We start from the raw sequence: 25,458 nt of genomic DNA on the forward strand, positions 1-25,458 counted from the left end.
TAATACAACCACCTGTCTACACTGCTGCCATTGTTGATCAAGGAGTGAAAGCTATGTGCGGCATTGTTGGTGCAGTTTCTATGCGCAATATCGTCCCGGTGCTGGTGCAAGGCCTGCAGCGGCTGGAGTACCGTGGCTATGACTCCTGCGGCGTAGCCGTGCATGAGGCCAGCCTCGACGGCCGGCAGCCCGGCGGCCTGCGCCGCGCCCGCAGTACGGCCCGTGTGGCCGAGCTGATGGAGCAGGTGGCCAGCGAACAGGTGCAGGGCGCCACCGGCATCGCCCATACGCGCTGGGCCACGCATGGCGCACCCGCCGTGCACAATGCCCACCCGCATTTCAGCGCCGGCCCGGGCGTGGCCGATGTGCAGGCAGTGGGCCGTGTGGCCCTGGTGCACAACGGGATCATCGAGAACCATGAGGCGCTGCGCGCCGAGCTGCAGGCCAAGGGTTACCAGTTTTTGAGCCAGACCGATACCGAGGTAATTGCCCACCTGGTGGATAGCCATTACGACGGCGACCTGTTCAGCGCGTTGCAGCAGGCCATCAAGGCGCTGCGCGGCGCCTATGCCATTGCCGTCATGCACAAGGACGAACCCCACCGCGTGGTTGGCGCGCGCGCAGGCTCGCCGCTGATCCTGGGCGTGGGCAACAACGAGAACTTCCTGGCCAGCGACGCGATGGCACTGGCCGGCGTGACCGACCAGATCGTCTACCTGGCAGAAGGCGATATGGTCGATTTGCAGATTGGCCGCTATTGGGTGGTGGACCACCACGGCAAAACGCTGGACCTTGCCGAGCGCCCGGTCAAGACCGTGCATGCCCACAGCGGTGCTGTGGAGCTGGGCCCCTACCGCCACTACATGCAAAAGGAGATCTTCGAGCAGCCACGCGCGATTGCGGAAACCCTGGAGGGCGTGCAAAGCGTTGTGCCCGAACTGTTCGATGGCCCGGATGGCACCGCCGCCTGGCGTATCTTCAAAGAGATTGACGAGGTGTTGATCCTCGCCTGTGGCACCAGCTACTACAGCGGCTGTGCCGCCAAATACTGGATGGAGGGCCTCGCGGGCATCCGCTGCAATGTCGAAGTGGCCAGCGAGTACCGCTACCGCAAGAGCGTGCCCAACCCCCGGGCGCTGGTGGTCACGATCAGCCAATCGGGCGAGACGGCCGACACGCTGGCGGCGCTGCGCCATGCGCAGAGCCTGGGCATGACCAACACCCTGACCATCTGCAACGTGGCCACCAGCGCGATGGTGCGCGAGTGCAAGCTGAGCTACATCACCCGCGCCGGCATGGAAATCGGTGTGGCCTCCACCAAGGCCTTCACCACGCAGCTGGCAGGCCTGTTCCTGCTGACCCTGGCGCTAGGCCAGAGCAAGGGCCAGATCACCGAGGCGCAGTCCGATACCTACCTGGAAAAAATGCGCCACCTGCCCGTCGCCTTGCAGGCCGTGCTGGCGCTGGAGCCCCAGGTGGTCAGCTGGGCCGAGGATTTTGCGCGCAAGCCAAACGCGCTCTTCCTGGGCCGGGGTATCCACTACCCGATTGCACTGGAAGGCGCGCTCAAGCTCAAGGAGATCAGCTACATCCACGCCGAAGCCTACCCGGCCGGTGAGCTGAAACACGGCCCGCTGGCGCTGGTGGACAGCGAGATGCCGGTCGTCACCGTGGCCCCCAATGACGAGCTGCTGGAAAAGCTCAAGAGCAATATGCAGGAAGTGCGGGCGCGTGGCGGTGTGCTCTATGTGCTGGCCGATGCCAACACCAACATCGAGAACGCCGAAGGCATGCATGTGATCCGCATGCCCGAGCACTATGGCGTGCTCAGCCCCATCCTGCATGTGGTGCCGCTGCAGCTGTTGTCGTACCACACGGCCGTGGCGCGCGGCACCGATGTGGACAAGCCGCGCAACCTGGCCAAGTCGGTCACGGTGGAGTAAGCGCTGCCTGCCTCGTTGCCCCATGGTTCTGGGTCACTCAGGCCGCGAAGCCGCATGACGCGCGCATGCGGCTTCTCGTCACAGCCGTAGCGTGGCAAAGGCGAGGGGCGCGATGGGCGCTTGGGCTTCCTGAAGAAGCACGGGCGGACCTGGCGGGTTGGCGTCAGGGGCCCGTCCTCCAGTGCGTTGCGCTCGATGCCGGTCCTCTACCGCAGAGGCGGGTTAGGCCTTGTTCTGCAGTCCTGCTCGCGCATTCCGCAAGCGAAGAAAGCGCCTTTCGGTGGTCTCCACTCCCCACCGCGTCACGGGCCGCGCGGACACCAGCGCAAACCCCTGAGAACCGTAGAGGGCGGCCGTGGCGCTGGACTCGCCCAGGTCCGCCAGATGGATTTCGTCGAAATGCAGGTCCGCCTGGGCCAGTGCTTTTACCAGAAGGCGCTTGCCAATGCCCAGGCCACGCAGACTGCTGTCCACAATGAACCACCGCAGCCGCCCCACGCGCGTGAGCGGATTGCCCTCGAGCACGATGCAGCCCAGCACACGCGTGTCTTCCCGGTAAAGCCACATGCCGTTCCCCTCGTCCAGCGGCGACTGCAGAAAGGCCGAAAGCTCCATCGCGGTGTGGCATTCGCAGGCCTTCGCATCCATGCCTTGCACAGCAAAATGCCGCGCCAGCATGGCAGACACATCGCCCAGCATGCCGGGCGTATATCCGGACGACAGCTGGCGCTCGATCTGGGCCGGCCGGTCCACATGGGCGTTGTCGCGTGACAGCGCAGACGCGTACAGGGACAGCAGCCGGTTCAGCGCATCGTGTTCATGAGGCTCCAGTTGTTGCAGCACGCGCGTGACCTGTGCGGTGCCAAAGTGGTCGATCCGAACCTGCAAGTCCCGTCCCTCGTCCGTGAGAAACAAGCGGGAAGAACGGGCGTCGTCGGCGGCCGATTCTCTGCGGACCAAACCCATGGCCTCCAGCTTGGCCAGCTGCCGGCTGGTGTTGGATTTGTCCAGCCGCAGCAGTGCAGCCAGATCGCGGGCCTGGAGACCAGGCTGCGCGCCTATCTCGATGATGGCGTGGACAGCAGAAGGAGCCAGCTCACTGCCGCCGAACGGTGACCGCAGATAGCCCAGCTCACGCACCAGCTGGCGAGAAAACCCCCGCAACTGATGGACGACGTCAAGGGGGATGGAAGGGGCAGGGCGGGGGCTTGTCATTGTTTTAGTTGCGTTTCGCAATTTGCTTATGGCCAATATGGAGATGGTCTCACTCAAATACAGACATTAAATTACAATAAAAGTTGCGCATCGCAACCAATGACGGAGCGGTACACCATGAACGCCTGCTGCGGTGCGCCATCCAGACCGGAGCATGGGGCTCGGGTCTGGTGCATATATCTTCGGAGATCTTCTGTATGTCAGCCAGTCAGCCCGCACGGGCTCCGCGCGCCGCCCGGGTGTTCGCGGCCATCCTGGGCGTCATCGCTATCGCGTTGGGCGCCTATCTTGCCTATGGTGGCCTTCAACTCTTGCAGCTTGGGGGCTCTTTTTATTATCTGCCGGTGGGACTGCTGGTTCTGGTGGCCGGTGTCTTTCTGGTCCGAGCGGATGTACGTGGCGCCTGGCTCTATGCCGCCTGCTTGGCCATTACCGTCGTCTGGGCATTGTGGGAGGCGGGATGGCATTTCTGGCCGCTTGCAGCACGCATCGGCCTGCCCGCCGTTCTCGGTATGTTGATTGCGCTGGTGGTGCCCTACCTGCGCGGTAGCGAGCGTTGTGCCCATATCAAAGGCGCGTCTCGCGGCACGGCTGCGTTGCTTGCGCTGGGGATCGTTGGGGCCTTCATCGCCGCATTCCAGCCCATCTGGACGGTAAAGCCCGGGGCCGAGCCCGAGATCGCACAGGGCTACCAGCCCGGCGATGACCATGCCAACTGGACCAACTACGGCCGCACGCCGGATGGCACGCAGTTTGCCACCGCGGACCAAATCACGCCCGGCAACGTCAAGGGCTTGCAAGTGGCCTGGACCTTCCGCACCGGGGACTTCGCCTTCGGCGGCAAAGAAAACCAGAATACCCCGCTGCAGATCGGCAATGTGCTGTATGCCTGCACGCCCTCCAACCAGGTCTTCGCGATCGAGGCGGACACGGGCAAGCAGCTGTGGACGTTCGACCCCAAGGTGAATTCGGGCTTCAGCCCCACCTGGCAGCGCTGCCGCTCACTGGCGTATTACGAATTGCCCCAGGCTGCTGAATCGGCCCCAGTCCAAAAGACGCCGGCTGCGTCGGCCCCCGTTACCCCGCCCGGCGGCGCATGCGCGCGTCGCATCTACCTGACCACGGCTGACATGCGCCTGATCGCGCTGGATGCTGCCAGCGGCCAGTTCTGCGGCGACTTCGGCAAGAACGGCCAGGTGTCGTTGGCCACCGGCATGGGCGACATCGTGCCCGGCTTCTACAACCCCACGGCTGGCCCTGTGCTGGCCGGCGACCGCCTGCTGGTGGGCGGCTGGGTGATGGACAACCAATCGGTCGATGAACCTTCTGGCGCGGTGCGCGCATTCGACGCCGTGACCGGTGAGCTGGCATGGGCATGGGATGTGGGCCGTCCCGGCGTGACCACGGCGCCGGGCCCCGGCGAGCACTACACCCGCGGCACACCCAATACCTGGGCCGCCCCTACGTACGACGCCGAGCTGGGCCTGGTCTACCTGCCCACGGGCAACGGCACGCCCGACATGTATGGCGGCCACCGCACCCCGGAAACCGACCGTGTCAGCTCCTCGGTCGTGGCATTGGATGCGCGGACTGGCGCCGAACGCTGGGTGTTCCAGACCACGCACCATGACGTGTGGGATTACGACCTGCCTTCCAAGCCCGTCCTCTACGACGTGCCTGGCGACAACGGCGAGCGGATTCCCGCGCTGATTCAGACCACCAAGCGTGGCGAGATCTTCGTGATCGACCGCCGCTCTGGCAAGCCGATCGCAGAAGTGCAGGAAAAGCCGGTGTCCACCGAGGGCTTGCCAGGCGAGAAGCTCGCTGCCACGCAACCCTACTCGGTAGGCATGCCGCAGATTCGCCAAGGGGTGCTGACCGAAGCGCAGATGTGGGGCATTACCCCCATCGACCAGTTGGCTTGCCGCATAGCGTTCAAGCAGTTGGAATACAAGGGCGACTTCACACCGCCAAGCACCAACTGGTACATCCCCCACCCATCGCCGTTCGGCACGATGAACTGGGGCGGTATCTCCATCGACAAGGTCCACGACTACCTCATCGTGAACGATATGCGGATCATGATGAAGGCCCGGCTTCTGCCACGCGCGGAAGCCGACAAGGCCATCATCGCCTCCGGCAAGACCACGCCGAGCGTCGCTGGTGTGGTGCCGATGGAAGGTACCCCTTACGGTGTAAACCGTGTGATGGTCACCTCGCAGATTGGCGTGCCCTGTACCGATCCGCCTTTCGGCATGATGACCGCCATCGACCTGAAGACGCGCAAGATCGCCTGGCAGCGCTCCTTGGGCACCGTAGAGCAGATGGGCCCCATGGGCATCAAGACCGGTTTGCCCATCCCCATCGGAATGCCCTCGCTGGGCGGCCCGGTGGCGACCGCATCCGGTCTGATCTTCTACACGGGCACGGCTGATTACTATCTGCGTGCCATGGATGTGAAGACCGGCGAAGAGATCTGGAAGTCGCCCCTGCCCGTGGGTGCGCAGTCCACACCGCTGGTGTTCAAGTCCCCCAGCTCCGGAAAGCAGTATGTGGTGGTGACGGCAGGCGGTGGCCGCACAGCCCCCGATCGCGGTGACTACATCATTGCCTACGCCTTGCCGGACGCGAAGTGACCGGCCTGCGTACAGGCTGCAACTGAGAATGGCCCGCCGCGATGGAAGTTGCTAGTTGGGACGGATAAAAAATGCCGGAGCCATCCGGCCCATGACGCCCGGTGCACTGCATCGGGCGTTTGCATTTTTAGCCGCTACACGGTTGCGGTCGATCGGCGTTGACTGCCCTCGCTGCGCCTGTATGCGCATCAATGCTAGGCTTGTATTGACGACTCTGTTGATCCACAACGCCATCTCACCCAAGGAGCCAGAATTGACTGCACCGCTGAACCTGATCGTCACCTTGCAACCCCTGCCCGGCCATTTGCCGGACGTCGTCTCAACGCTTACCACCTTGGCGCGGGACAGCCGGCAGGAGGCTGGCTGCCTGCGCTACGACCTTGCGGTGGGCCAAGAGCTGGTCTATCTCTTTGAGGCATGGACCGACCGCCAGGCGTTGGCGGCGCATGAGAAGGAGCCGCACTTTGTGCAGGGCGTGGCGGCGCTGAACCGCCTGTGCGCATCCCAAAGGATGGAATTTGTCGAATGGCAGGCGCAGGGCTAACTGGCCCTGATGCGCATCGCGCTCGCCACTTAGCCGGCTGCGTTGGACTGGGGTTGTGCAAGGCGAGGGTAGAGCGCAGTGGCAGCAGCAAGCGGTTGCCTGCATTGCCGGTATTGTCCGGCCAGGCAGTTCGCAGTTACCGACCCATCAGCCCTGGTTGTTTGTACGGCCCGGCCGCTCATACAGCGTATGGCTGCGGTACGACTTGTGCGGTCCGCGCACCTGGTGCTCAATGACAAAACTGCCGTTGCTTAAAAACGCGTAGTGGCTGTCATAGCGGTCCGCGATGCACAGGTGCGAGCTGCTGGCGCTCAGCTGCCCCTGCGGGTCCAGTGCAGGGCGCAGTTGGTGAAAAAGGCGCTGCTGCTGCGCATCAAAGTAGATGCACAGGTCAGCCCCTTGCTGGCTGAAAAAATAGCTGCTGCTGGCGCGAAAGGATTGGCCGTTGTGCAGCACCATCTGGCCGTTCTCTGCATAGTGGGCCGTGCTGGCGCTCTCGGGTGTGAAGTGTGCCTGGCCTTGCACGGTGCCAATGGGGTGGTGGCTGACGAGGTCCTGCAGGCTGCGGGTAAAGCGCCATTCGCCTTGCAGCGCAGCCAGCAGTTGTTCAGCCACCCAGGGTGGCTGGCGCTCGTGGGTCATGGCGGCGTGTTCCATAGGCGGTAGTTGTCTGGCGCGGGCCGCTCTGCGCTTGGCGCAAGGGCTGCAACATGCAGTCGGCGGCCCTGAATTTTGCCAGCGTTTGAGACACTGCCGAAGGGCCCTTTCCCGAGTCGTAACGGTGCGTTGCACCGGTAGGTGAAATCTGACCATGGGTCCGTCCTGCCACCCACAGCATGCCTGCCAGTGGCTGCTGATAATTCATTCACGCCATTGAGGCCAGCAACGCAGCCATTGTGGCGGTATTGCATGAATGACATGCCAGGAGATTATTTTTTGCGCTTCATTGATGGGTGCAAAAAATAGTCAGATCTTTCACCATAACGATCCAAGGAAAAAAACCATGAAGCTCCAACCCACTATCGCCGCTCTGTGTGCCGCCGCTTTCTTCTCCGGTGGTGTCTTTGCCATGACCTCGCCCGAGCAAAAAACGGAAAAGGATCGCATCGAGGCCAAGTACAAGGCTGCCAACGACCAGTGCAAGCCCATGAAGGGCAATGCCAAGGATGTCTGCAAGAAGCAGGCTGATGGCCAGAAGAAGATTGCGCTGGCCGATCTGAAGCACCGCGCCGAGCCTACCGAAGGCCACCGCCACGACCTGGCCAAGGCCAAGGCCGATGCGGAATACGATGTCGCCAAGGAAAAGTGCGATGACGCGACCGGCAACACCAAGGATGTCTGCCAGAAGGAAGCCAAGGCTGCCCACGTGAAGGCTCTGGAAGCGGCCAAGGTTGCCGAAGTCAGCGCCAAGCCTTCGTCCAACCCGTCTGACGTGGCTGATGCCCGCAAGGACGCTGCCGAGAAGAGCCGTGAAGCCGACTACAAGGCCGCCAAGGAGCGTTGCGATGCGATGGCCGGTGATGCCAAGGACGCCTGCGTTGCCGATGCCAAGCGCAAGTTCGGCCAGTAATTGCCGCTGATTGAGCGCCAACTGTAGCGCTTGCTGCTCGCCCCTGGTCAGCCGTGTCTGCACGGCTGCCAGGGGCAAGCCGTATCTGGGCATGGGCCCGTTCACCCACCGCCCTGGTGACCTACAAAAACGCCCCTCCTTGGGTGCTGGTTGCGAAGGGCGCAAGTACATTGAATGTTCATTGACAGCGAAAGCGCATCCATGCCTACCAGCCTCCGGTCCCTTCTCTACATCAGCAGGCTGGCGGCCGGCTACAGCTCCACCGAGGTGGGGCGCATCGTCAAACAGGCCCGTGAAATGAATGCCATCCATGGCATCACGGGCGTGCTGGTGTTTGACGGCGACTGGTTTGCGCAGTATGTGGAAGGCGCTCCGGAAGCGATGGCTTTGCTGGAGGCCCATCTGCGCGCCGATCCCCGGCATTCGGATTTCACCGTGGTCGATGCAGGCCTGTCTGGCCCTGAGCGCCGCTTCCCCGGCTGGGTGATGGGGTATGCGGACAGCGATCTCGGCAGCAGCGGTCTGGATATCCCGTCGCTGGCCCAGACCCAACCCTGCGGCGCGCTGGAGCGCTTTGCGGGCGCCATCAGGACACTCGATATTTTTTGAAGGGCTGGGTGAGGTGCGGCGCTGCCGGTCTGCAGCCCGAACGGCACAAGGTTCGTCTCCCAGCCCATTCGCCCCTTCAGTCTCGTCTTCAACGCGTTTGGGGGTCTGCGTGCGCACCCTCCGACCCTGGCGTGGGGGCCATCGGTGTCGGCAGGGGTGGCTGGTGCTGCAGATGGTCAGCAATGCGCTGGCACCATTCCTGGGCCTCTGCCTGCCACCCAAAACTGCCCAGATGCATCGCACGCTCGCCTCGAACGGCTAGACGCACAACATAGTGCGGCCCGTCCTCGAAGCTGCGCTCCAGCACGCTGGGCGGATCGATCTGCGCATAGGGCACGGGCTCGGGGTGCCGTGGCCAGGGAAAACGCCGGTGGCGAAGCATGCAGCGCTGGCGGTTGTCAAAATGCAGCCGCAGACAGCGCCCACCGGCCAGGCTCAGAAAAAACATCCCCATCAGCGCTGGCACCGCCACGCAGGCTGCCAGCAGCAGCCACTGCCACCAGCGCAGGCCCGCGTGGGCATGGTGCACAAAGGGGACCGGAATCAGGAACATCGCCAGGCCAATGGTCGCGGCAAACAGCCGCATCGGCCCACTGATGGACTCCGCGTAGCGCAGGCCGTCCGGTGCATCGCGGAAGCCATGGGTCATGTCATGCCTTTTTGCGCGGTGTGCGGTGGTCGCGCAGAGGTGGGAACGCCCTGGGCATGTGGGCCAGGGAAGGGTGCAGGGTTCGCTCTGCATTCTATGGAGCAGCGGCGCACCCTGCCCACCGTGAAAACGCCGCGCCCTGCAAAAAGTCCCGGTCCTGCATGCCATCGCAGCGCCGGGACAGGTTCGCCACCGGCGGCGCGCAGCGTGGCTCAGGTCTGCGGCAGCTGGTACGCAAAGCGGTAGGAATGCTGGCCGTTGTCGATGGTGATCTGCATCGTACCGCGCAGCCCTTGCAGTGCATCGGTGGCCGAGTCGGGCACGACGGTGATGTGTTGGCTAGCCTCGCCCTGGGCCATGCTCGCGCTGTGCTGCAGCACAAAACTGCCATGGCGGCCATGCAGATGGCCTTGCACCCGCTCCATGGCCACATAGCCGGCTGAGCCGGCGGTGCCGCTGCGGAAAGACAGCATCTCGCCCTGGCTCGTTGCCTGCAGATCGCCGCTGAACTGCTTGTTCAGCGAGAGCCGGCCCAGGCCGGTGGCCTCGGCGACGGGGCTGAGGGCTTCTGGCTGCAGCGTGATGTCAAAGGATCCGGTGGCGATGTGGTCCATGGGCATGTCCAGGCAAAAATGGCATTCTGGCACGGGGCTGTATTTATGTGCAGTATCTCACTGTTGCCTAGTTGTCGGAGGGCTCGGCAGGTGGGGTCTGCGGGGTCTGGAGATGGTCACCATGGCCCTTGAGCATGTCTTGCAGCGCCGCATCATTGCGGGTGAACGCGCGGCAGCGCCAGCAAATCATGCGATGCTGCCAGGCAGCGATCTGGGTGGCCGTGCCCGCGTCCTCCAGTTGACCGGAGGTCAGTTGAAAAATGTAGTCGCGGCACTTCATGGCGCCCTTTCTTGCTCAAACCAGTTGTGGTGCAGGCAGAGCTGCAGCTGCTTGCGCGCGCGGCTCATGCACTGCCAGTAATCGGCCTTGGTGATGCCCAAGGTGCTGCAGATCTCATCGGCTTCACAGTCGAGGAACTCCTTCATCGAAAACACCCGTGCCGGCTTGGCGGGCAGCTTGTGCACACACAGATCCACAACGAGGAAGAACTGGTCGTTCTGCAACTGCTGCTGGGGATTGACCCAGGTGGCCGGTGCCACGCCATCGACCCAGTGGCCGCGTTTGTCGAAGAGGACCTGGTCGAGGTCATCGTTGAAGGCCTCGGCGTAGTTCAGCGGTGCGCGGTATTTCTGGCGCAGCCGGTCATTGATCTTGTTGCGCAGGATGCCGAACAGGTAACTCTTGGCCTGGGTGGCGTCAAAGCTGGCGCGGTCCAGCAGCAGCAAGGCGGTCAAGGTGTCCTGAACGGCGTCCTCGGCCTCTTCACGCGAAGGCAGGTGCAGCATCGCAAAGCGCAGCATGGCTTGGCGCCATTGGACGGTGATATCTGCTGCGATAGTGTGCATTCCTGCCCTTGGTTATGGCCTGCGCCAGCTGTCGAACGACCAGCGGCCCGGTCCCTGGGTAACGATGGCCACCAGCATGAGGGCCAGCATCAGCGGCACCTTGAACCCCAGGCCATCATCGCTGTCGATCTGGTTCCACCCGGCCCAGCCGAGGTCGAAGTGAACACTGTACACAGCCACATAGGTGATGAACAACAGGCCCAGTGACGCGGTGCGCGAGGCAATACCCAGCACCAGTGCAATGCCCAGTAGCAGTTCGGCAACACCGGCTATGCCCCAGTTGACGCTCGCGGGCAGCAAGCCCACAAAAATGGGGAAGTCGAGGCCCGCAAACCAGCTGGGCGCCGTCCAGCCTGACGAGAGCTTGCGGAACCCTGCCAGCGCGAACTCCTGCCCCACCCACAGGCGCAGCAGCAGCAGGCCCAGGCCGTCAATCTTCTCGCGTGCTCTCGATGGCAATGAATTCGAGGAATGCATCTTTCATATCTCCATAGTAGGCCGAGCTCCAGCGCGAATCGCGTACAAAGGCTGCGATCAGTTCGCGCCATGCGTCCTCGCCCAGTTGCTCGCGCAGTTCGGGAAAATGGGCCTCCACCATCTGGCTGGCCCCGACATAGACCAGGTGCCGGTAGGCGCGCATGCCGTTGGGGCTGTAGCCCAGCGGAACCTGGTCCGAAATGCCTCTCACGTAGTCATAGAAGTTCGCAGACATGACAATTCCTCGTTGATCACATCGATGCCGGGAACATCGTTGTCCCACTCCAGCAGCACCGGCGTGCCGTGGCGCTCCGCCAGGCAGGTGGCCAGCTGCTGGGTGTGTGCTTCGACCGGCTGGCTGTGGGTGTCCATGAACAGGTCAAAGCGTGGATCGAACTCATGGCCCGCCACATGCATGTAGCTCACCCGCCCCATGCCAAGGCGCTGCACGAATTCGCTGGGGCTGAGCCCGCCATGGTTCTTGTGGTTGACTGACAGGTTGTTGAGATCCAGCAGCAGTTGGCAGTCGGCACGCTCGAGCACCATGCCCAGGAAATCCGCCTCCGGCATCGTGCCGATATTGGTGTACCAGGTGGTGTTCTCGATCGCGATGCGCATGCCCAGGGCATCCTGCACCGCGCAGATGCGATCGGCAACGCGGCGTGCCTGTGGCGCGGTAAAGGGCACTGCGAACAGGTCGTACAGCTGGTGGCTGTCCCCGCTGGCGGCCAGATGGTCGGAGTACAGCGGGCGGCCCAGTGCATTGATCAGCTTGCGCAGATCGCGCAGGAACGACTGGTCCAGTGCGGCAGTGCCGCCCAGATTCAGTGCCACGCCATGCAGATGCACCGGGCGGCCTGACTCGATCAGCGCGTGCAGCGGCGCCAGATCCCGGTATATCCAATTCTCGGGTGCGACTTCAAAGAAGTCGGCCTGGACGGCGGACATGTCCCAGTCCAGCATCTCACGTCGAAAACCAAGGCCAATCATCATGTCTCCCTCGGGTGGGTGCAGCAGCAGCCGTTGTTACTCGCCAAAACCATCGCCGTGCGGCAAGGTGCCATCCATGCGGGCCTGGGTGGCTGCACGGATCACCTCTGCGCGGCTCAGCGGCATGCCTTGTGGCGTCATGGTGGTCTGGAACTCGTCGCCCTTGAGCAGCAGCATGCCGCTGTTGCGGGCCTCGGTGAACTCGGCCCGGACCTGGGCACGCGTCAGCTGGCTGGGCTCTTCCAGGTAGGGGGGGTAGTCCGAGCCATTGCCGACGGGGGCGGTGCTCATGGCATGGGCGCCACCGGCCAAGGCCAGGCTGGCTGCGACGATGGTGCGGGTGCTGATGAGATTGAACATGGTTGGGGTGCTTTCTTGTAGGAGAGGCGGGTGAGGGAGTGGAGCTCACCCGGTGCCTCGGTAGTGGATGTCGTGGGACGGGGTCAGTGGGCTTTTTCGCCATCCTTCTTGGAGCAGCCGCCATCCTTTTTGGAGCAACCTGCGTCCTTCTTGGAGCAGCCGCCGTCTTTCTTGGAGCAGGCGGCGTCCTTGGTGCTGCTTTCCTTCTTGCCGCAGGTGCCGGCGCCGCATTTGCTGTCCTGGCTGCCAGCAGCCCAGGCGGAGGTGGCGAGTACAGCGGCGGCCAAAGTGGTGAGGGTCTTGAGCTTCATGGGTATTTCCTATTGATGAAAGGTTGAACGTGCACAGCACAGCGCTGCCACGTGGAGGGAGTCGTTCGACCCCATCCCTTCCTGACATCTTTTTGAAAATATTTTTTGGAGCCCTGGAACAACTTGGGCGAGAGACGCGCTGTAAGCGCTGGAAGCGGTGTGCCCCTGGTGCAGGGGCAGCGTGGCGCAGAGGCTCAGCGCCGCTTCAGGAAACTTTTCCTGTCAGGGCTTCAGCGCAGGGTCCAGCTGCAGCTGGAGCAGCGCGCCGGCAATCAGCGCATGCATGCCCTGGGCCAGATCGCCTTCCATCTCGGCGGTCTCTGCCTCGTAGCTGGCCTGCACCACGGTCTCCTGGCGCGCGGCGGAGTAGACCGAATCGGCAGCGGCCAGGCCATGGAAGGCGATGGTGGCCAGCAGCTGGCGCGACTGGTCCTTGTCGATGCGGTAGGCCTGCGCGACCTCTTGCTGGTGCGCATCGATCTTCTCCAGCATGGCCGGGGTGGCGACCAGCCTGCGGATCACATAGGGCGTCACGCCCGGGTAGGTTTTGGCGAACTCGCGCACCGAGTCGCTGAAGCGGACCAGGTAGTCCTGCAGACCCTCCTGCACGCCCACCTTGGGCAGAGAAAACTCCCAGCGCCTGAAGATCTCCTCGGCCACCATGTGCTTGAGCTCGGCCAGGCTCGGCACATGCTTGTACAGCGCCATATGCGTAACGCCCAGCGCGCTGGCCACGCCCACAAAGGTGATGTGGGGCAAGCCGATCTCAATGCCTGCATCGGCAATGCGCTCTTGCGTAATCAGGCGCGGTCGCCCGCGCGGGGCTGCTTTTTTCTCGGGGTCCATGGTCTCTCCGGGTGCTGGCCAATTGTCTGTCAAACCGCATTGGCGATAGCTGTAAAAGATGTACGGTAATTTATTAGTTTAGTATGACGCAACTAATTATTATTCCTGTTGCGTTTTGCGTTGCTCTTGCCTGTCTTTTGGAGAACTGGCACATGAATCACGCAGTGCCCGCGCCTTGATGGCAGCGGCGCATGCACGGGGCGTTGCTATGTTTCTCTCCAGGTCTTGCTCCCATGCATGCTCATGACGCGGCCGCTGCCGCAGCCCCAGGGCCCGGCCCCATCCGCCGGGTGCTCCACCCGATTCGCGCGCGTTTGGCGCTGGCCGCACTGCTGTCAGGCCTGGGGGCCATGCTCAGCCTAGTGCCGCTGGCGGCGATGGTGCGTATCGCGCAGCTCGCGCTTGCTGAGCCCGCAGATACCGCTGGCATCTGGGCTTTGTTGTGGCCAGCGCTGGGCAGCTTGTTTACTGCCGCTTTGCTGATGCTGGCGGGCGAGGTGCTGGCCCATATGGCAGACAACCGGCTCACCCATGGCCTGCGCAAGGCCGCCGTGCTGCGGCTGGGCCAGGTGCCGCTGGGCTGGTTCAGCAGCCGCTCGTCGGGCGAGGTCAAGCAGGTGCTGCAAGACGACATCGCCACCTTGCACAGCCTGAGCGCGCATTTCTACACCTCGGTGGCGCGCGCAGGCGGCGCGATTGTGGTCGCAGTGGCCTATCTGCTGGCGCAGGACTGGCGCATGGCCTTGATCGCGTTGCTGCCGTTCCCCGGCTATGTCTGGTTTCTGCGCCGCGCGCTGCAGGCCAGTGGCGCGCAAATGGGCGTGTTCGCCGGTCATATGGGCCGCATCCAATCGGCGGCCGTGGCCTTTGTCGCCGGCATGCCCGTCATCAAGGCCTTTGGCAACAGCGGGCAAGGCCAGGCCAGCTACCAGGGCGCGGTCGATGCTTTCGCGCGGGCGTTCAGAGATTTTGTGCGCCCCCTCGTCGGCGCGATGGCCCATGCCCATGGCATGGCCGCCCCGGTCACCGTGCTGGGCTTTGTGCTGGCCGGTGGCTGCCTGCTGGGCAGCCTGGGTGCGCTGGCGCCGCTGGATTTGCTGCCCTTTGTGCTGGTAGCACCCGGCATCTGCGCGCCAGTACTGCTGCTGCACACCTTGCTGCATGACCTGCAGGGCGCCACCGCTGCTGCGGAACGGGTATTGACATTGCTCGACACGCCCGTGCTGCCCCAACCCGCGCCTGATGAACAACAACGGCCCCGGGGCTACCAGCTGTGCTTTGAGCAGGTGGGCTATGCCTATGCGCCGGGCCAGCAGGTGCTGGCAGGCATCAGCTTCGAGCTGGCGCCGGGCACGGTCACCGCCATCGTTGGCCCCTCGGGCGCCGGCAAAACCACGATCGCGCGTTTGCTGCTGCGCTTTTTTGATCCGACCGAAGGCCGCATCACGCTGGGCGGCGCCGATCTGCGCGCCATCGGCAGCGCCGAGCTTTACCAGCGCATCGGCTTTGTGCTGCAGGATGTGCGCCTGATCCATGCCAGCCTGCGCGACAACATCGCGCTGGGCCGGCCCGGCGCCAGCCAGGCCGAGGTGGAAGCCGCAGCACGCGCTGCCGATGTGCATGACTGCATAGCAGCGCTGCCACGCGGCTATGACGCGGTGCTGGGCGAGGACGCACAGCTCTCTGGCGGCGAGCGCCAACGCATCAGCATTGCCCGCGCCGTGCTGATGGATGCGCCCATTCTGGTGCTGGACGAGGCCACCGCCGCTGCGGATGCCGACAGCGAGGCCGCCATTCAGCACGCGCTGTCGCGCTTCGCGCAAGGCCGCACGGTGCTGGTGATTGCCCACCGGCTGGACACCGTCATGCAGGCCGACCAGATCCTCGTGATCGACGAAGGGCGCCTGGTGGAGCAGGGGCGTCACGCCGATCTACTGGCCCAAGGCGGGCGCTACGCCCGCCTGTGGCGCGAAGGTGGCTATGCCGCTGCGCCGGAGGCTACTCCATGCTGAAAACCTTGAACCTGCTGCTGGGCGAGCAAGCCCCTTTGTTGCGCCGCTACACCTGGATGGCGGCGCTGTATGGCGTTCTCTGCGGCCTTTGCACGGCCTTGCTGCTGCCGCTGATGGCGCAACTGTTGCAAGCCCAGTGGCGCGGCGCTGGCGCCTGGCTGCTGGCCTTGTTGGCCGCCGTGGTGCTGGCCTGGTGGTGGCGCGGCCGGGTAGAGCAGGCCGGGGTGGGCGTAGGCGTAGCGGTATTGCAAACCGGCCGCCACCGGCTAGGTGCCCATGTGGCGCGCTTGCCCATGGGTTGGTTCAACGCGCAGAACACCGCCAAGGTCAGCCACCTGGTCACCCAGGGGATGATGGCCGTGGCCCAGCTGCCCGCCCATGTGTTCACCCCCGTCATCAGCGGTGTGGTGGCGCCCCTGGTGGTGCTGGCGCTGCTGTTTGTGCAGGACTGGCGCCTGGGCCTGGTGGGGCTGCTGGCCTTGCCCTTGCTGCTGGGCGTGCTGCTTTTGACCGCCCGCATGGGCCGCTGGGCCGATGCCGCGTTTCAGCGCGACTTTGCCCAGGCCGGCCAGCGCATGGTGGAGTTTGCGCAGGCCCAGTCGGTCTTGCGCGCTTTCCAGGGCGGCGGCCAGAGCACCCGCTTTGTGGCGCAGGCGATCGACCAGCAGCGCCAGTCGGCCGGGCGTTTGATTGCGGTGTCGGCGCTGTCGTCGGTGCTCAATGTCTGGGCCGTGCAGGCGGTGTTTGCGGCCTTGCTGGCCGCCATCGTGATTGGCATCGATCAGCACAGCGCACAGTCGCTGGCGCCCGGCCAGGTCATCAGCACCGTGCTGTCCATGCTGCTGATCAGCCGCTTTGTCGAGCCGCTGCTGGAGCTGTTTGGCTATGCCGAGGCACTGCGCACGGCGCGCGGCCAGCTCGATGCGATGGATGCACTGTTTGCGCAGCAACCCCTGCCGCAGCCGCAGCAGCCGCAGTGGCCACGCGATGCATCGATCAGCTTGCGCGATGTGCATTTCTCCTATGGCGCAGGCCAGCCCGCCGTGCTGCGCGGCATCAACCTGCATGTGCCGCCCGGCAGCATGACGGCCTTGGTGGGGGCATCGGGCTCCGGCAAAAGCACCCTGGTGCGGCTGATGGCGCGCTTTTGGGATGTGGACCAGGGCGGCGTATTGATTGGCGGCAGCGATGTGCGGCAGATGGACGAGGCACAGCTGGCCGCGCAGATCAGCCAGATCTTTCAGGACAGCTATTTGTTTGCCGGCAGCATTGCCGACAACATCCGCATCGGCCGGCCCGGTGCCAGTGATGCGGAGCTGTGGGAGGCCGCGCGCCAGGCAGGGGTGGACAGCATCGCCCAGCGCCTGCCCGGCGGCATGGACAGCCCCGTGGGCGAGGGCGGCGCCCAGCTCTCGGGTGGCGAACGCCAGCGCATTGCGATTGCGCGCGCGCTAATCAAGGACGCACCCATCCTGCTGGTGGACGAGGCCACCGCCGCGCTCGATACCGAGAACCAGGCGCTGATTGCCCAGACCCTTGCTCGTTTGCGCGGCCAGCGCACCGTGGTGGTGATCGCGCACCAGCTGTCGACCATTGCGATGGCCGACCAGGTGCTGGTGCTGGAGGGCGGCCAGGTAGTGGAGCAGGGCACACCGGCGCAGCTGGCGGCGCATGCGGGCCGCTATGCGCAGTGGCTGGCCCAGCGCGCGCAGGCCCAAGGCTGGCGCATGGCGGCAGGCGGGGAGCGGATGTGATGCGGCTGCGCTGGTGGTTGGGGTTTGCGCTGCTGTGCCTGGCGTCCCTGTTGGTGGGAGCGCGCCAGATCGCCTGGCCGCAGCTCTGGGCCTTCTCGGGCGGTTCCGGTGATGCCTGGCTCACCTTGACAGCCAGCCGCCTGCCGCGCCTGGCCGCGCTGGTGCTGACCGGTGCAGGCCTGGCCGTCTGCGGCGTGATCCTGCAGCAGATAGTGCGCAACAAATTCGTGGAGCCTGGTACCTCGGGCGGGCTCGATGCCGCCAAGCTCGGCATCCTGATCGCGATGACCCTGGTGCCCTCTGCCGGCGCCCCGGGCCGTATGGCGCTGGCGCTGCTGTTCTGCTTTGCATCCAGCCTGCTCTATGTCGCCATCATCGCGCGCATCCGCTTCAAGAACACGGTTCTGGTGCCCGTGATCGGGCTGATGTATGGCAGCGTGCTCAGCGCCGTGGCCGAGTTCTATGCCTATCGCAACAACATCCTGCAAAGCATGCAGGGCTGGCTGCTGGGCGATTTTTCGCGCATCGTCCAAGGCCACTACGAGATGCTCTACATCATCCTGCCGGTGGTGGCGCTGGCGTATCTGTATGCGCAGCGCTTTACCGTGCTGGGCATGGGGGAGGAGATGGCGACCAGCTTGGGGCTGGGCTATGCCGCTACCGCCACCTTGGGCCTGGTGCTGGTGGCCGTCACCGTCTCGGCCACCGTCATTGCCGTGGGCGCCATTCCCTTTGTCGGCCTGGTCGTGCCGCAGCTGGTGGCCTTGTACAAGGGGGACCATCTGGCCCGCACCCTGCCCCTGCTAGCGCTGGGCGGTGCCAGCCTGCTGCTGGTCTGCGATATCGCCGGCCGCCTGCTGATCTATCCGTTTGAGGTGCCCATTGGCCTGACCGCAGGCGCGTTGGGCGGCGTCGTGTTCCTGGTGCTGATTCTGCGGGGCCGGCGATGAAGCGCGTTATCACCCTGAAGGCATGCCGCAGCAGCCATGCGCTGTGGCTGGGCATCGCCGTGCTGGCCCTGGGCTTTGTGCTGCTGGGCTCGGGCATGGATATGGGCTATGTCATCCCCCGGCGTTTGCTGCGCCTGGCCGCTATTGCGCTGGGCGGCATCTGCGTGGCGGTGTCGGCCATTGTGTTCCAAACCTTGATGGGCAACCGCATCCTGACCCCCGCCATCATGGGCTATGAGGCGGTGTTCTTGCTGTGGCAGGCGTTGCTGCTGCTGGTGCTGGGCGCGCAGGGCATGGGCATGCTGGGCGAGAGGGGCAATTTTCTGGTGTCGGTGGCGCTGATGCTGGGCTACTCCTGGGCGCTGCAGCGCTGGCTGCTGCGCCGGGGGCAGGGCGATATCTATGTGCTGCTGCTCGTTGGTCTGGTGCTGACCATGGTGATCGGCACCTTCACCCAGTTTGTGCAGCTGCGCATCAGCCCGGGCGAGTTTGCGGTCTTCCAGGGCATGAGCTATGCATCCTTCAACCGCGCCCGGCCCGATACCCTGGCCTATGCGGCGCTGGCCGTGGGGGCGGTATGCCTGGTGCTGCACAAAACCCTGGCGGTGCTCGATGTGATGGCGCTGGGCCGCGAACAGGCCATATCGCTGGGCGTGCCCCATGCCCGCTGCATGCGCCTCTACCTGGCCTTGGTGGCGGTGCTGGTGGCGGTGTCCACCAGCCTCATCGGGCCGACGGCCTTCATGGGCATCTTTGTGGCCAACATCGTTTACGCGCTGGCACCGCAATGGCGCCACCGCAGCACCTTGCCGATGGGCTGCGCAGTCGCCATCGCCATCTTCCTGGTAGCGCAGCTGCTGGTGGAGCATGTTTTCAACTACAAGACCACCGTCAGCATCCTGGTCAACCTGGTCTGTGGTTCTTACTTTCTGGCGCTGACGGTGCGCAGCCGGGCTCTCTCATGATCATTGTCAGCAACCTCCATAAATCCTATGGCAGCCGCGCGGTGCTGTCGGGCGTCAGCACTGCCTTCCCGGCCGGGCGCATCACCTCGCTCATAGGCCCCAATGGCGCCGGCAAATCCACCTTGCTGATGATGATGGCCCGCCTGCTGGCGCCCAGCAGTGGCGAGATCCAGCTGGACGGCCGCAGCATTGCCACCATCTCGGTGGCGCACTATGCGCTGCGCATTGCCACCTTGCGCCAGTCGCCCGGTTTTCAGATGCGGCTGACGGTCGAAGAGCTGGTCGGCTTTGGCCGCTTTCCGCACCACCGGGGCACGTTGACGAGCAAAGACCAGCAGGCCGTTGACGAGGCCATCGCGTTCCTGTCGTTGGAGCCACTGCGCCATGCCTATATCGACGAGATCAGTGGCGGCCAGCGGCAGATGGCCATTTTGGCGATGACCATTGCCCAGCAGACCGATGTGCTGCTGCTCGACGAGCCGCTGAACAACCTGGACATGAAGCATGCCGTGCAGATCATGCGCGCACTGCGCAGGCTCTGCGACGAGGCCGGCCGCACGGTGATTCTGGTTATCCACGACATCAACTTTGCCGCCAATTACTCGGACCACATCGTCGCGCTCAAAGGCGGAATGCTGTGCTTTAGCGGGCCCAGCGACGACGTCATCTCCGAAGCCAATCTGTCGCAGCTGTTCGAGCTGCGGTTTGACATCAGCCGCACCGCGCAGGGATGCCTGTGCAACTACTTCAAGACCTAGGAAACCTTTGCCATGCCACGCACCCGCACCTGCGCCCGCACCTTTCTGCGGCCCCTGTCCAAGGCCATCGCCGCAGCCGCCGCCGTCACCATCGTCCTGGCCCTGAGCGGCTGCGACCGCGCATCCAGCTCGGCTGCCGATGCGCCATCAGCCAGCACTGCAGCCAGCAGCGCGCCGGCCGCCGCGCCCATCACCGTGCAGCACCAGCTGGGCAGCACCGTCATCCCCCGCACCCCGCAAAGGGTGGCGGCGCTGGAGATGAACGAGGCTGATTTCCTCGACCAGCTCGGTGTGCCGATTGCCGGCATGGTCAAGGACTATGTGCCGCACTTTCTGGTCAAGTACAAAGCCGATGAGGCCGTGCAAGACCTGGGCGCCATCGTGCAGCCCAACCTGGAGCGGGTGCATGCGCTCAAGCCCGACCTGATCCTGATCACCCCCTTGCAGGCCAACCACTACCAAGCGCTGAGCGAGATCGCGCCCACCATCCACCTGGATGTGGATTTCAAGGACAGCCATGTCCGGCATATCGCGGTCGTCAAAGCGCATCTGCTGACCCTGGGCCGCATCTTTGACAAAGAGGCGCTGGCCGCAGAAAAGGTGGCCGCATTGGATGCCAAGCTGGCGCAGGCCCGCCAGCGCATCGAGGGCAGCACCGACAAGGCCTTGATCGTGCTGCACAACAACGGCGCCTTCAGCTCCTTCGGCCCGCAGTCGCGCTACGGCTTTGTGTTCAGCGATCTGGGCGTCAAGCCTGCCAGCACCGATGCCGAGGGCAGCCTGCATGGCCAGCCCATCTCCAGCGAGTTCATCCAGCAGGCCAACCCCGACATCCTCTATGTGGTGGACCGCACTGCCGTGATGGAGCGCCACGCGGTGATGACCGCCGACCAGCTGGCCAACCCCTTGTTGCGCGAGACCAAGGCCTGGAAGAGCGGCCGCGTCGTCTTTGTCGATGCCGACGCCTGGTACACCACCGGCGCCAGTCCCACGTCGCTCAGCCTGCTGATTGACGACGTGCTGCGCGGCTACCCAGGCTGATCGCTAGCCAGCCGTCAGCCAGCCACCAGACCCCGCTTCGCTTTTCCCCTCCCGTTGTAGCCAGGTTCCGACCCAGCCAAAAAACCTCCAGGCGCATTGCGCTGGGCACCGCCGTGCGCCAAGCACCGGCGCCCGCCAGCGCGCCACCCTTGCTTTTTCTGTAGTCATAACATCTAAGGAACCAGGCATGTCTCAACGCCTTCAACCCCAGCACCGTGCCGCCCGCGCTTTGCGCAGCGCAGGCCACGCAGCGCAGCTCGCAGCACCTTTCCCTCTGCGCCGCAGCGCGCTCAACCCCCTCAGCCCGCAAGTGCTGCTGGGCCTGACCATTGGCGCCATGCTGGTCGCAGCGCCGCTGGCCAACGCACAAACCAGCAGCGCGGCAGAGCCCGCAGCAGCGGCAGACAATGCCGTCACCCTGGCACCCATAACGGTGCAAGAAAAAGCCGCCCAGGTCGCAGCGCCCTACGCCGGCGGCCAGGTCACCACCGGCGGCCGCGTGGGCCTGCTGGGCGACAAGGACTTCATGGAGACGCCGTTCAGCACCATCGGCTACACCGAGAAGTACATCGAAGACCGCCAGGCGCAGAACATCACCGATGTGATTGCCGCGACCGATCCGACGGTGTTCAGCAACGGCGTATCGGGCGCCTGGGCCGAGAACTATTCGATCCGGGGCTTCTCGTCCAGCTCCACCGACATGACCTTTGGCGGTCTCTACGGCATGGCGCCGTACTACCGCACCTCGCCTGAGATGTTTGAGCGCATCGAAGTGCTCAAGGGCCCATCGGCGCTGCTCAACGGCATGCCGCCGGGCGGCTCGGTGGGCGGTGCCGTCAACCTGGTGCCCAAGCGCGCCGGCAACGATCCGCTGACCCGCTTTACCACCACCTACATGTCCGATTCGCAGTTGGGCGGCCACCTGGACATGGGCCGCCGCTTTGGCGACCGCCAGCAACTGGGTGTGCGCTTCAACGGCGTCTACCGCGATGGCGATGGCTCCATCCAGGACCAGCAAAAGAAGGTGCAGCTCGCATCCTTGGCGCTGGATTGGCGTGGCGACCGCGCCCGCCTGTCGGCCGACTTCTATGCCAGCGACGACCGGGTCAACGGCGTCAACCGGGGCATCAGCCTGTCGCCCGGCCTGCCCATCCCCAAGGTGCCCAAGGGCGATACCTTGCTGAACCCCGATTGGTCCACCGTGCGCACCAAGGACAAGGCCGCCATCCTGCGCGGCGAGTACGACCTGAACGACCAGGTCATGGCCTATGCCGCCTTTGGCATGAGCAAGACCGACTACGAGTACAACGGCGCCATGTCGGCCCTGGTGCTGAACACCGCAGGCGACTTCCGCACCACGATGGGCCAGCTGGCCTTTGATGTCAAAAAGCAGTCGGGCGAAGTCGGCATCAAGGGCCGTACCCAGACTGGCGCCGTGGGCCACCAGTGGGCCATCAATGCCACGCATTACGCGCACAAGCAAAACGACTACGGCCGCCGCAGCGTGCCCGGCGCCGACTGGACCACCAACCTCTACAACCCGGTATGGGGCCCGGCGGCCGACTTTGTCGCTCCCCACATCTCACACACCGAGGTGCGCCTGGCCAGCTATGGCATCGCCGATACCTTGTCGATGGCGCAAGACCGCGTGCAGCTGACCCTGGGCGTGCGCCGCCAGCAGGTGGTCAGCGACAGCTACGACATCAACACCGGCGCGCGCACCTCGCGCTATGACGAAAGCGCCACCTCGCCCGCCGCTGCGCTGCTGGTCAAGGCCAGCGACAACCTCTCGCTCTACGCCAACTACATCGAAGGCCTGAGCCAGGGCGCCACCGCTCCCATGACAGCAGCCAACGCCGGCGAAGTGTTTGCCCCCTACAAGAGCAAGCAAAAGGAAATGGGCCTCAAGCTCGACCTGGGCGACTTCGCCCACACCGTCAGCGTGTTTGAGATCACCCGGCCCAGCAGCTATACCGACCCCGTCACCAACGTCTACTCCTTCGGCGGCGAACAGCGCAACCGTGGCATTGAGTGGAGCTACTTCGGCAACGCCATACACGGCCTGCGCCTGATGGGCGGTGTGGCCTACACCGCGCCCAAGCTGACGCAAACCGCTGGCGGCGTCAACCAAGGCAAGCTCGCCACCGGCACCCCCAAGTGGCAGGGCAAGCTGGGTGCGGAGTGGGATGTCCCCGGCGTGCAAGGCCTGGCCCTCAACGCCAACGCCACCACCGTATCCCGCCAGTACATCAGCGCCGACAACAGCCTCTGGGCCGCCGGCCGCACCACCTACGACCTGGGCGCTCGTTACAGCACCAAGGTGGCGGATAAGCCTGTCACCCTGCGCGCTTCGGTCCTGAATGCCACCAATAAGTCGTACTGGGGCATGCCCCAGCTGTCCAGCCTGGCGCTGGGCGCGCCGCGTACTTTTGCGCTGTCGGCGTCGGTGGATTTTTAATTAAGTCAGAGCCGCTAACACGACCCAGCAAACCGAAGGTTTGCGGTTGAGGCTGGGCGCCCCCGACAAGGCATCAAGCCGCAGACAATACAGGCGTACGGCAAGGCTTGAGGCGGCCGGCTAGGCAACGACGTATCAAGGGTTGTGTTAGCGGCTCTTAGTAGCTAGCCTGCTGCAGCGCTTGCCGCTGCGGTGGGTGTGGTGAGTAGGCCCTGATTGCTGCTGCCGTTGGCAGGGGGGGTCTGGGCTTTTTTGTTGGACTGCGGTGGTCTGATACGTGCAGATGCCGTCCATGCGAGGCACTGTGCAGACGCAAAAAAACATGCCCTTGGCATGTGTGTAGAGAGAGAGCAGGGTAGGGTGGACAGAAGGCCTGGTGGTAGTTGCTTGCCAACCATTGGTAGGGCAGAGCAAAGGCGCTGTCAGGGACTGGATCGCTGCGCTGCAATGGCGCTATCGAAGCCGGTGTTCATCGCAAAAAAATGCGTGGCTAGTGTGAACCATTGGCTGGCAAAAACGACTTCCGGACAGTTCCGGTAAGTCGCCCCACGATGAACCTTGGAGTAGCCGCAATTGCTACGCCATGGGTGCAGTATACGCTCAATTGAGAATCATTCGCAAATAAGCTTTGGGGTTGTGGGGGAATGAGGACCGATGTGGTCAAAAATGCAACTCATCTAAGGTCATCCCAGCTTAGTTGTGTTTCCCCGTTGATACCTTGATAACAGAAAGATGGTCTTTGCCTGGCTGCTAGAAATAAAACGTGTGGCTGAGGATAACTTCTCAATACAGAACCCCTTGGTTGAAGTTTTTAATGAAAAATTTGATGAAAGGTATATCTTGAAAAGTGAATTGCTGAAGTATGAGAACTAATTTAGAAGTAATACCTCGTTCCATTAATAGAATCGATGCATTCCCAATGTCCGATGATTCCATTTTGACCATGAATATAGTCCCCGCGCTGGTCAACGCCAGCTTTGAAGGTGCATTTGACCGCCTGGCCTAGTTTATTTAGAACTAACTGCGGGGGATGCCCGGTCCATTCCAAGCATCCTAAGTCATCAATACTCCAAGCTGAATCTACCTCCTCAACTGACCAACTATCTGGATGGACATCAGTAATGCGAACATGGATGGCCTTTGTCCATTCCAATGATGAATCGACATACCAAGGTAGTAGGGCCAAGTTGTCGCCATTAGCTTTTCCTGCGATTGTGGGATACAACACGCCAGCAATTTTTTGATTGCTGTCTTTGCCACTGTCATAGTGAATCTCGGCTATCGCGACCGAAAGCTTGTACTGGTCCTGTGCCAATTCATCAATCTTTTCTGCGAAAAGCTCACTTAAATAGTCATTATGCAAGGGAATTAAATTATTCTCTAAATCACCCTGCTTAGAAGTTTCCCATATATGGGGTGCTCTTTTGCTTCCAACTGAGTCAAATACCTTTTTTTGTATATCCAATGTTGTTGACAATTGCTGGTGACCGTAACTTCCATATAGAAATTAAAAATTCCTCACCTACAGACGCACTAAGCTCATAAAGGAGAGGTGATTTCGAAGTTGAACAATAGAATACTGGGTTGCCCGGACGATTCAGGCGACCCATGGAACAAAATTCCGGAGGTGGGTAGCTGATGTTTCTCGGTTGAATAGGTTTTTCTTTAGAAAATTCCTTAGTAAATTTTCTCGCCCTGTAGACAAAATCGCCGCTTTTTAGACGGATGGAGTTCACTACCCTGCCATGCATTTTTTTAGATATGACCGACTTCAGCGAATCTATGTCTTCCCATCTTGCGCGTGCTCGAAGTTCGTCCGCGAAGGTTGGAGCGGCAATTGCATCTTTATTTTGCCAATAGTTTGAATCCATAAGGTGATTTTCTTTATTGGGTGGCAGGTTTTACTTGTA

The 25,458-nt window shown here is 63.1% G+C and carries 26 protein-coding genes; 12 read left to right on the plus strand and 14 right to left on the minus strand.

What is annotated here, in order from left to right; translation table 11 throughout:
- Positions 1–53 precede the first annotated feature (53 nt).
- On the plus strand, positions 54–1,943 hold the full coding sequence (gene glmS, locus ACCQ08_RS11815) for a glutamine--fructose-6-phosphate transaminase (isomerizing) (protein WP_373449879.1): 1,890 nt from the start codon (positions 54–56) through the stop codon (positions 1,941–1,943).
- 222 nt (positions 1,944–2,165) lie between these two features.
- On the opposite strand, the gene ACCQ08_RS11820 is transcribed toward glmS, so the two are convergent.
- Complete coding sequence (locus tag ACCQ08_RS11820; protein ID WP_373449880.1) at positions 2,166–3,215, minus strand: bifunctional helix-turn-helix transcriptional regulator/GNAT family N-acetyltransferase; 1,050 nt, start codon at positions 3,213–3,215, stop codon at positions 2,166–2,168.
- Positions 3,216–3,355: 140 nt separating this feature from the next.
- Here ACCQ08_RS11820 and ACCQ08_RS11825 point away from each other — a divergent pair, with 140 nt between their 5' ends.
- Positions 3,356–5,794 (plus strand): membrane-bound PQQ-dependent dehydrogenase, glucose/quinate/shikimate family, encoded by a 2,439-nt coding sequence (locus ACCQ08_RS11825; protein ID WP_373449881.1) that lies wholly within the window; start codon positions 3,356–3,358, stop codon positions 5,792–5,794.
- Positions 5,795–6,047: 253 nt separating this feature from the next.
- The gene (locus ACCQ08_RS11830; protein ID WP_373449882.1) at positions 6,048–6,338 is read left to right on the plus strand and encodes a putative quinol monooxygenase; all 291 of its coding nucleotides are present in this window, start codon (positions 6,048–6,050) and stop codon (positions 6,336–6,338) included.
- Positions 6,339–6,485: 147 nt separating this feature from the next.
- Here ACCQ08_RS11830 and ACCQ08_RS11835 read toward each other — a convergent pair whose 3' ends face one another.
- Positions 6,486–6,980 (minus strand): DUF6314 family protein, encoded by a 495-nt coding sequence (locus tag ACCQ08_RS11835; RefSeq protein WP_373449883.1) that lies wholly within the window; start codon positions 6,978–6,980, stop codon positions 6,486–6,488.
- A 361-nt stretch (positions 6,981–7,341) separates the two neighbouring features.
- Here ACCQ08_RS11835 and ACCQ08_RS11840 point away from each other — a divergent pair, with 361 nt between their 5' ends.
- Positions 7,342–7,908, plus strand: coding sequence for a hypothetical protein (locus ACCQ08_RS11840; RefSeq protein ID WP_373449884.1), 567 nt, complete (start codon positions 7,342–7,344; stop codon positions 7,906–7,908).
- Positions 7,909–8,109: 201 nt separating this feature from the next.
- Entirely contained in the window at positions 8,110–8,517 is a 408-nt protein-coding gene (locus ACCQ08_RS11845) for a BLUF domain-containing protein (protein ID WP_239809476.1), read from the plus strand.
- A gap of 88 nt (positions 8,518–8,605) precedes the next feature.
- Here the strand turns inward: ACCQ08_RS11845 and ACCQ08_RS11850 are convergent, their stop codons facing one another.
- From ACCQ08_RS11850 to ACCQ08_RS11895, 10 genes are all read right to left on the minus strand, one after another.
- Positions 8,606–9,166 carry a hypothetical protein gene (locus ACCQ08_RS11850; protein WP_373449885.1) on the minus strand — a complete coding sequence of 187 codons (561 nt, stop codon included), beginning with the start codon at positions 9,164–9,166 and terminating at the stop codon, positions 8,606–8,608.
- Between the two features lie 212 nt (positions 9,167–9,378).
- Positions 9,379–9,780 (minus strand): DUF3224 domain-containing protein, encoded by a 402-nt coding sequence (locus tag ACCQ08_RS11855; protein ID WP_313334340.1) that lies wholly within the window; start codon positions 9,778–9,780, stop codon positions 9,379–9,381.
- Between the two features lie 67 nt (positions 9,781–9,847).
- Positions 9,848–10,060, minus strand: coding sequence for a hypothetical protein (locus ACCQ08_RS11860; RefSeq protein WP_373449886.1), 213 nt, complete (start codon positions 10,058–10,060; stop codon positions 9,848–9,850).
- On the minus strand, positions 10,057–10,626 hold the full coding sequence (locus ACCQ08_RS11865) for a sigma-70 family RNA polymerase sigma factor (protein WP_239809472.1): 570 nt from the start codon (positions 10,624–10,626) through the stop codon (positions 10,057–10,059). Before ACCQ08_RS11865 ends, ACCQ08_RS11860 begins: the two co-directional genes overlap by 4 nt.
- A 12-nt stretch (positions 10,627–10,638) precedes the next feature.
- Positions 10,639–11,103, minus strand: a complete 465-nt coding sequence (locus ACCQ08_RS11870; protein WP_373449887.1) for a DoxX family protein — start codon at positions 11,101–11,103, stop codon at positions 10,639–10,641.
- Positions 11,057–11,338: a putative DNA-binding domain-containing protein gene (locus ACCQ08_RS11875; protein ID WP_312461553.1), complete on the minus strand. Its 282-nt coding sequence runs from the start codon at positions 11,336–11,338 to the stop codon at positions 11,057–11,059. Before ACCQ08_RS11875 ends, ACCQ08_RS11870 begins: the two co-directional genes overlap by 47 nt.
- The gene (locus tag ACCQ08_RS11880) at positions 11,311–12,096 is read right to left on the minus strand and encodes a DUF692 family multinuclear iron-containing protein (RefSeq protein ID WP_373449888.1); all 786 of its coding nucleotides are present in this window, start codon (positions 12,094–12,096) and stop codon (positions 11,311–11,313) included. Before ACCQ08_RS11880 ends, ACCQ08_RS11875 begins: the two co-directional genes overlap by 28 nt.
- 33 nt (positions 12,097–12,129) lie before the next feature.
- A complete protein-coding gene (locus ACCQ08_RS11885; protein WP_373449889.1) occupies positions 12,130–12,453 on the minus strand; it encodes a DUF4148 domain-containing protein in 324 nt (107 codons plus the stop codon).
- 83 nt (positions 12,454–12,536) lie between these two features.
- The gene (locus ACCQ08_RS11890) at positions 12,537–12,764 is read right to left on the minus strand and encodes a hypothetical protein (RefSeq protein WP_239809467.1); all 228 of its coding nucleotides are present in this window, start codon (positions 12,762–12,764) and stop codon (positions 12,537–12,539) included.
- 222 nt (positions 12,765–12,986) lie between these two features.
- Positions 12,987–13,610 (minus strand): TetR/AcrR family transcriptional regulator, encoded by a 624-nt coding sequence (locus ACCQ08_RS11895; RefSeq protein ID WP_373449890.1) that lies wholly within the window; start codon positions 13,608–13,610, stop codon positions 12,987–12,989.
- Positions 13,611–13,843: 233 nt separating this feature from the next.
- Between ACCQ08_RS11895 and ACCQ08_RS11900 the strand changes: the two genes are divergently transcribed.
- The 7 genes from ACCQ08_RS11900 to ACCQ08_RS11930 all read left to right on the plus strand — a co-directional run bounded on the left by ACCQ08_RS11900 (position 13,844) and on the right by ACCQ08_RS11930 (position 23,548).
- On the plus strand, positions 13,844–15,622 hold the full coding sequence (locus ACCQ08_RS11900; protein ID WP_373449891.1) for an ABC transporter ATP-binding protein: 1,779 nt from the start codon (positions 13,844–13,846) through the stop codon (positions 15,620–15,622).
- On the plus strand, positions 15,616–17,376 hold the full coding sequence (locus ACCQ08_RS11905; RefSeq protein ID WP_373449892.1) for an ABC transporter ATP-binding protein: 1,761 nt from the start codon (positions 15,616–15,618) through the stop codon (positions 17,374–17,376). The genes ACCQ08_RS11900 and ACCQ08_RS11905 overlap by 7 nt, the downstream gene beginning before the upstream one ends.
- Positions 17,376–18,326, plus strand: coding sequence for an ABC transporter permease (locus tag ACCQ08_RS11910; protein WP_373449893.1), 951 nt, complete (start codon positions 17,376–17,378; stop codon positions 18,324–18,326). Before ACCQ08_RS11905 ends, ACCQ08_RS11910 begins: the two co-directional genes overlap by 1 nt.
- Complete coding sequence (locus ACCQ08_RS11915) at positions 18,323–19,291, plus strand: iron chelate uptake ABC transporter family permease subunit (protein WP_373449894.1); 969 nt, start codon at positions 18,323–18,325, stop codon at positions 19,289–19,291. The genes ACCQ08_RS11910 and ACCQ08_RS11915 overlap by 4 nt, the downstream gene beginning before the upstream one ends.
- On the plus strand, positions 19,288–20,049 hold the full coding sequence (locus tag ACCQ08_RS11920; RefSeq protein ID WP_373449895.1) for an ABC transporter ATP-binding protein: 762 nt from the start codon (positions 19,288–19,290) through the stop codon (positions 20,047–20,049). Before ACCQ08_RS11915 ends, ACCQ08_RS11920 begins: the two co-directional genes overlap by 4 nt.
- A gap of 12 nt (positions 20,050–20,061) precedes the next feature.
- Complete coding sequence (locus ACCQ08_RS11925) at positions 20,062–21,090, plus strand: siderophore ABC transporter substrate-binding protein (RefSeq protein ID WP_373449896.1); 1,029 nt, start codon at positions 20,062–20,064, stop codon at positions 21,088–21,090.
- 187 nt (positions 21,091–21,277) lie between these two features.
- A complete protein-coding gene (locus ACCQ08_RS11930; RefSeq protein ID WP_373449897.1) occupies positions 21,278–23,548 on the plus strand; it encodes a TonB-dependent receptor in 2,271 nt (756 codons plus the stop codon).
- Positions 23,549–24,422: 874 nt separating this feature from the next.
- Here ACCQ08_RS11930 and ACCQ08_RS11935 read toward each other — a convergent pair.
- Both ACCQ08_RS11935 and ACCQ08_RS11940 read right to left on the minus strand, forming a co-directional pair.
- Positions 24,423–25,025 (minus strand): hypothetical protein, encoded by a 603-nt coding sequence (locus ACCQ08_RS11935; RefSeq protein WP_373449898.1) that lies wholly within the window; start codon positions 25,023–25,025, stop codon positions 24,423–24,425.
- On the minus strand, positions 24,988–25,419 hold the full coding sequence (locus tag ACCQ08_RS11940; RefSeq protein WP_373449899.1) for a hypothetical protein: 432 nt from the start codon (positions 25,417–25,419) through the stop codon (positions 24,988–24,990). Before ACCQ08_RS11940 ends, ACCQ08_RS11935 begins: the two co-directional genes overlap by 38 nt.
- Between the last annotated feature and the right edge of the window lie 39 nt (positions 25,420–25,458).

This window comes from Comamonas sp. SY3 (assembly GCF_041730275.1).
Taxonomy (GTDB): Bacteria; Pseudomonadota; Gammaproteobacteria; order Burkholderiales; family Burkholderiaceae_C; genus Comamonas; species Comamonas sediminis.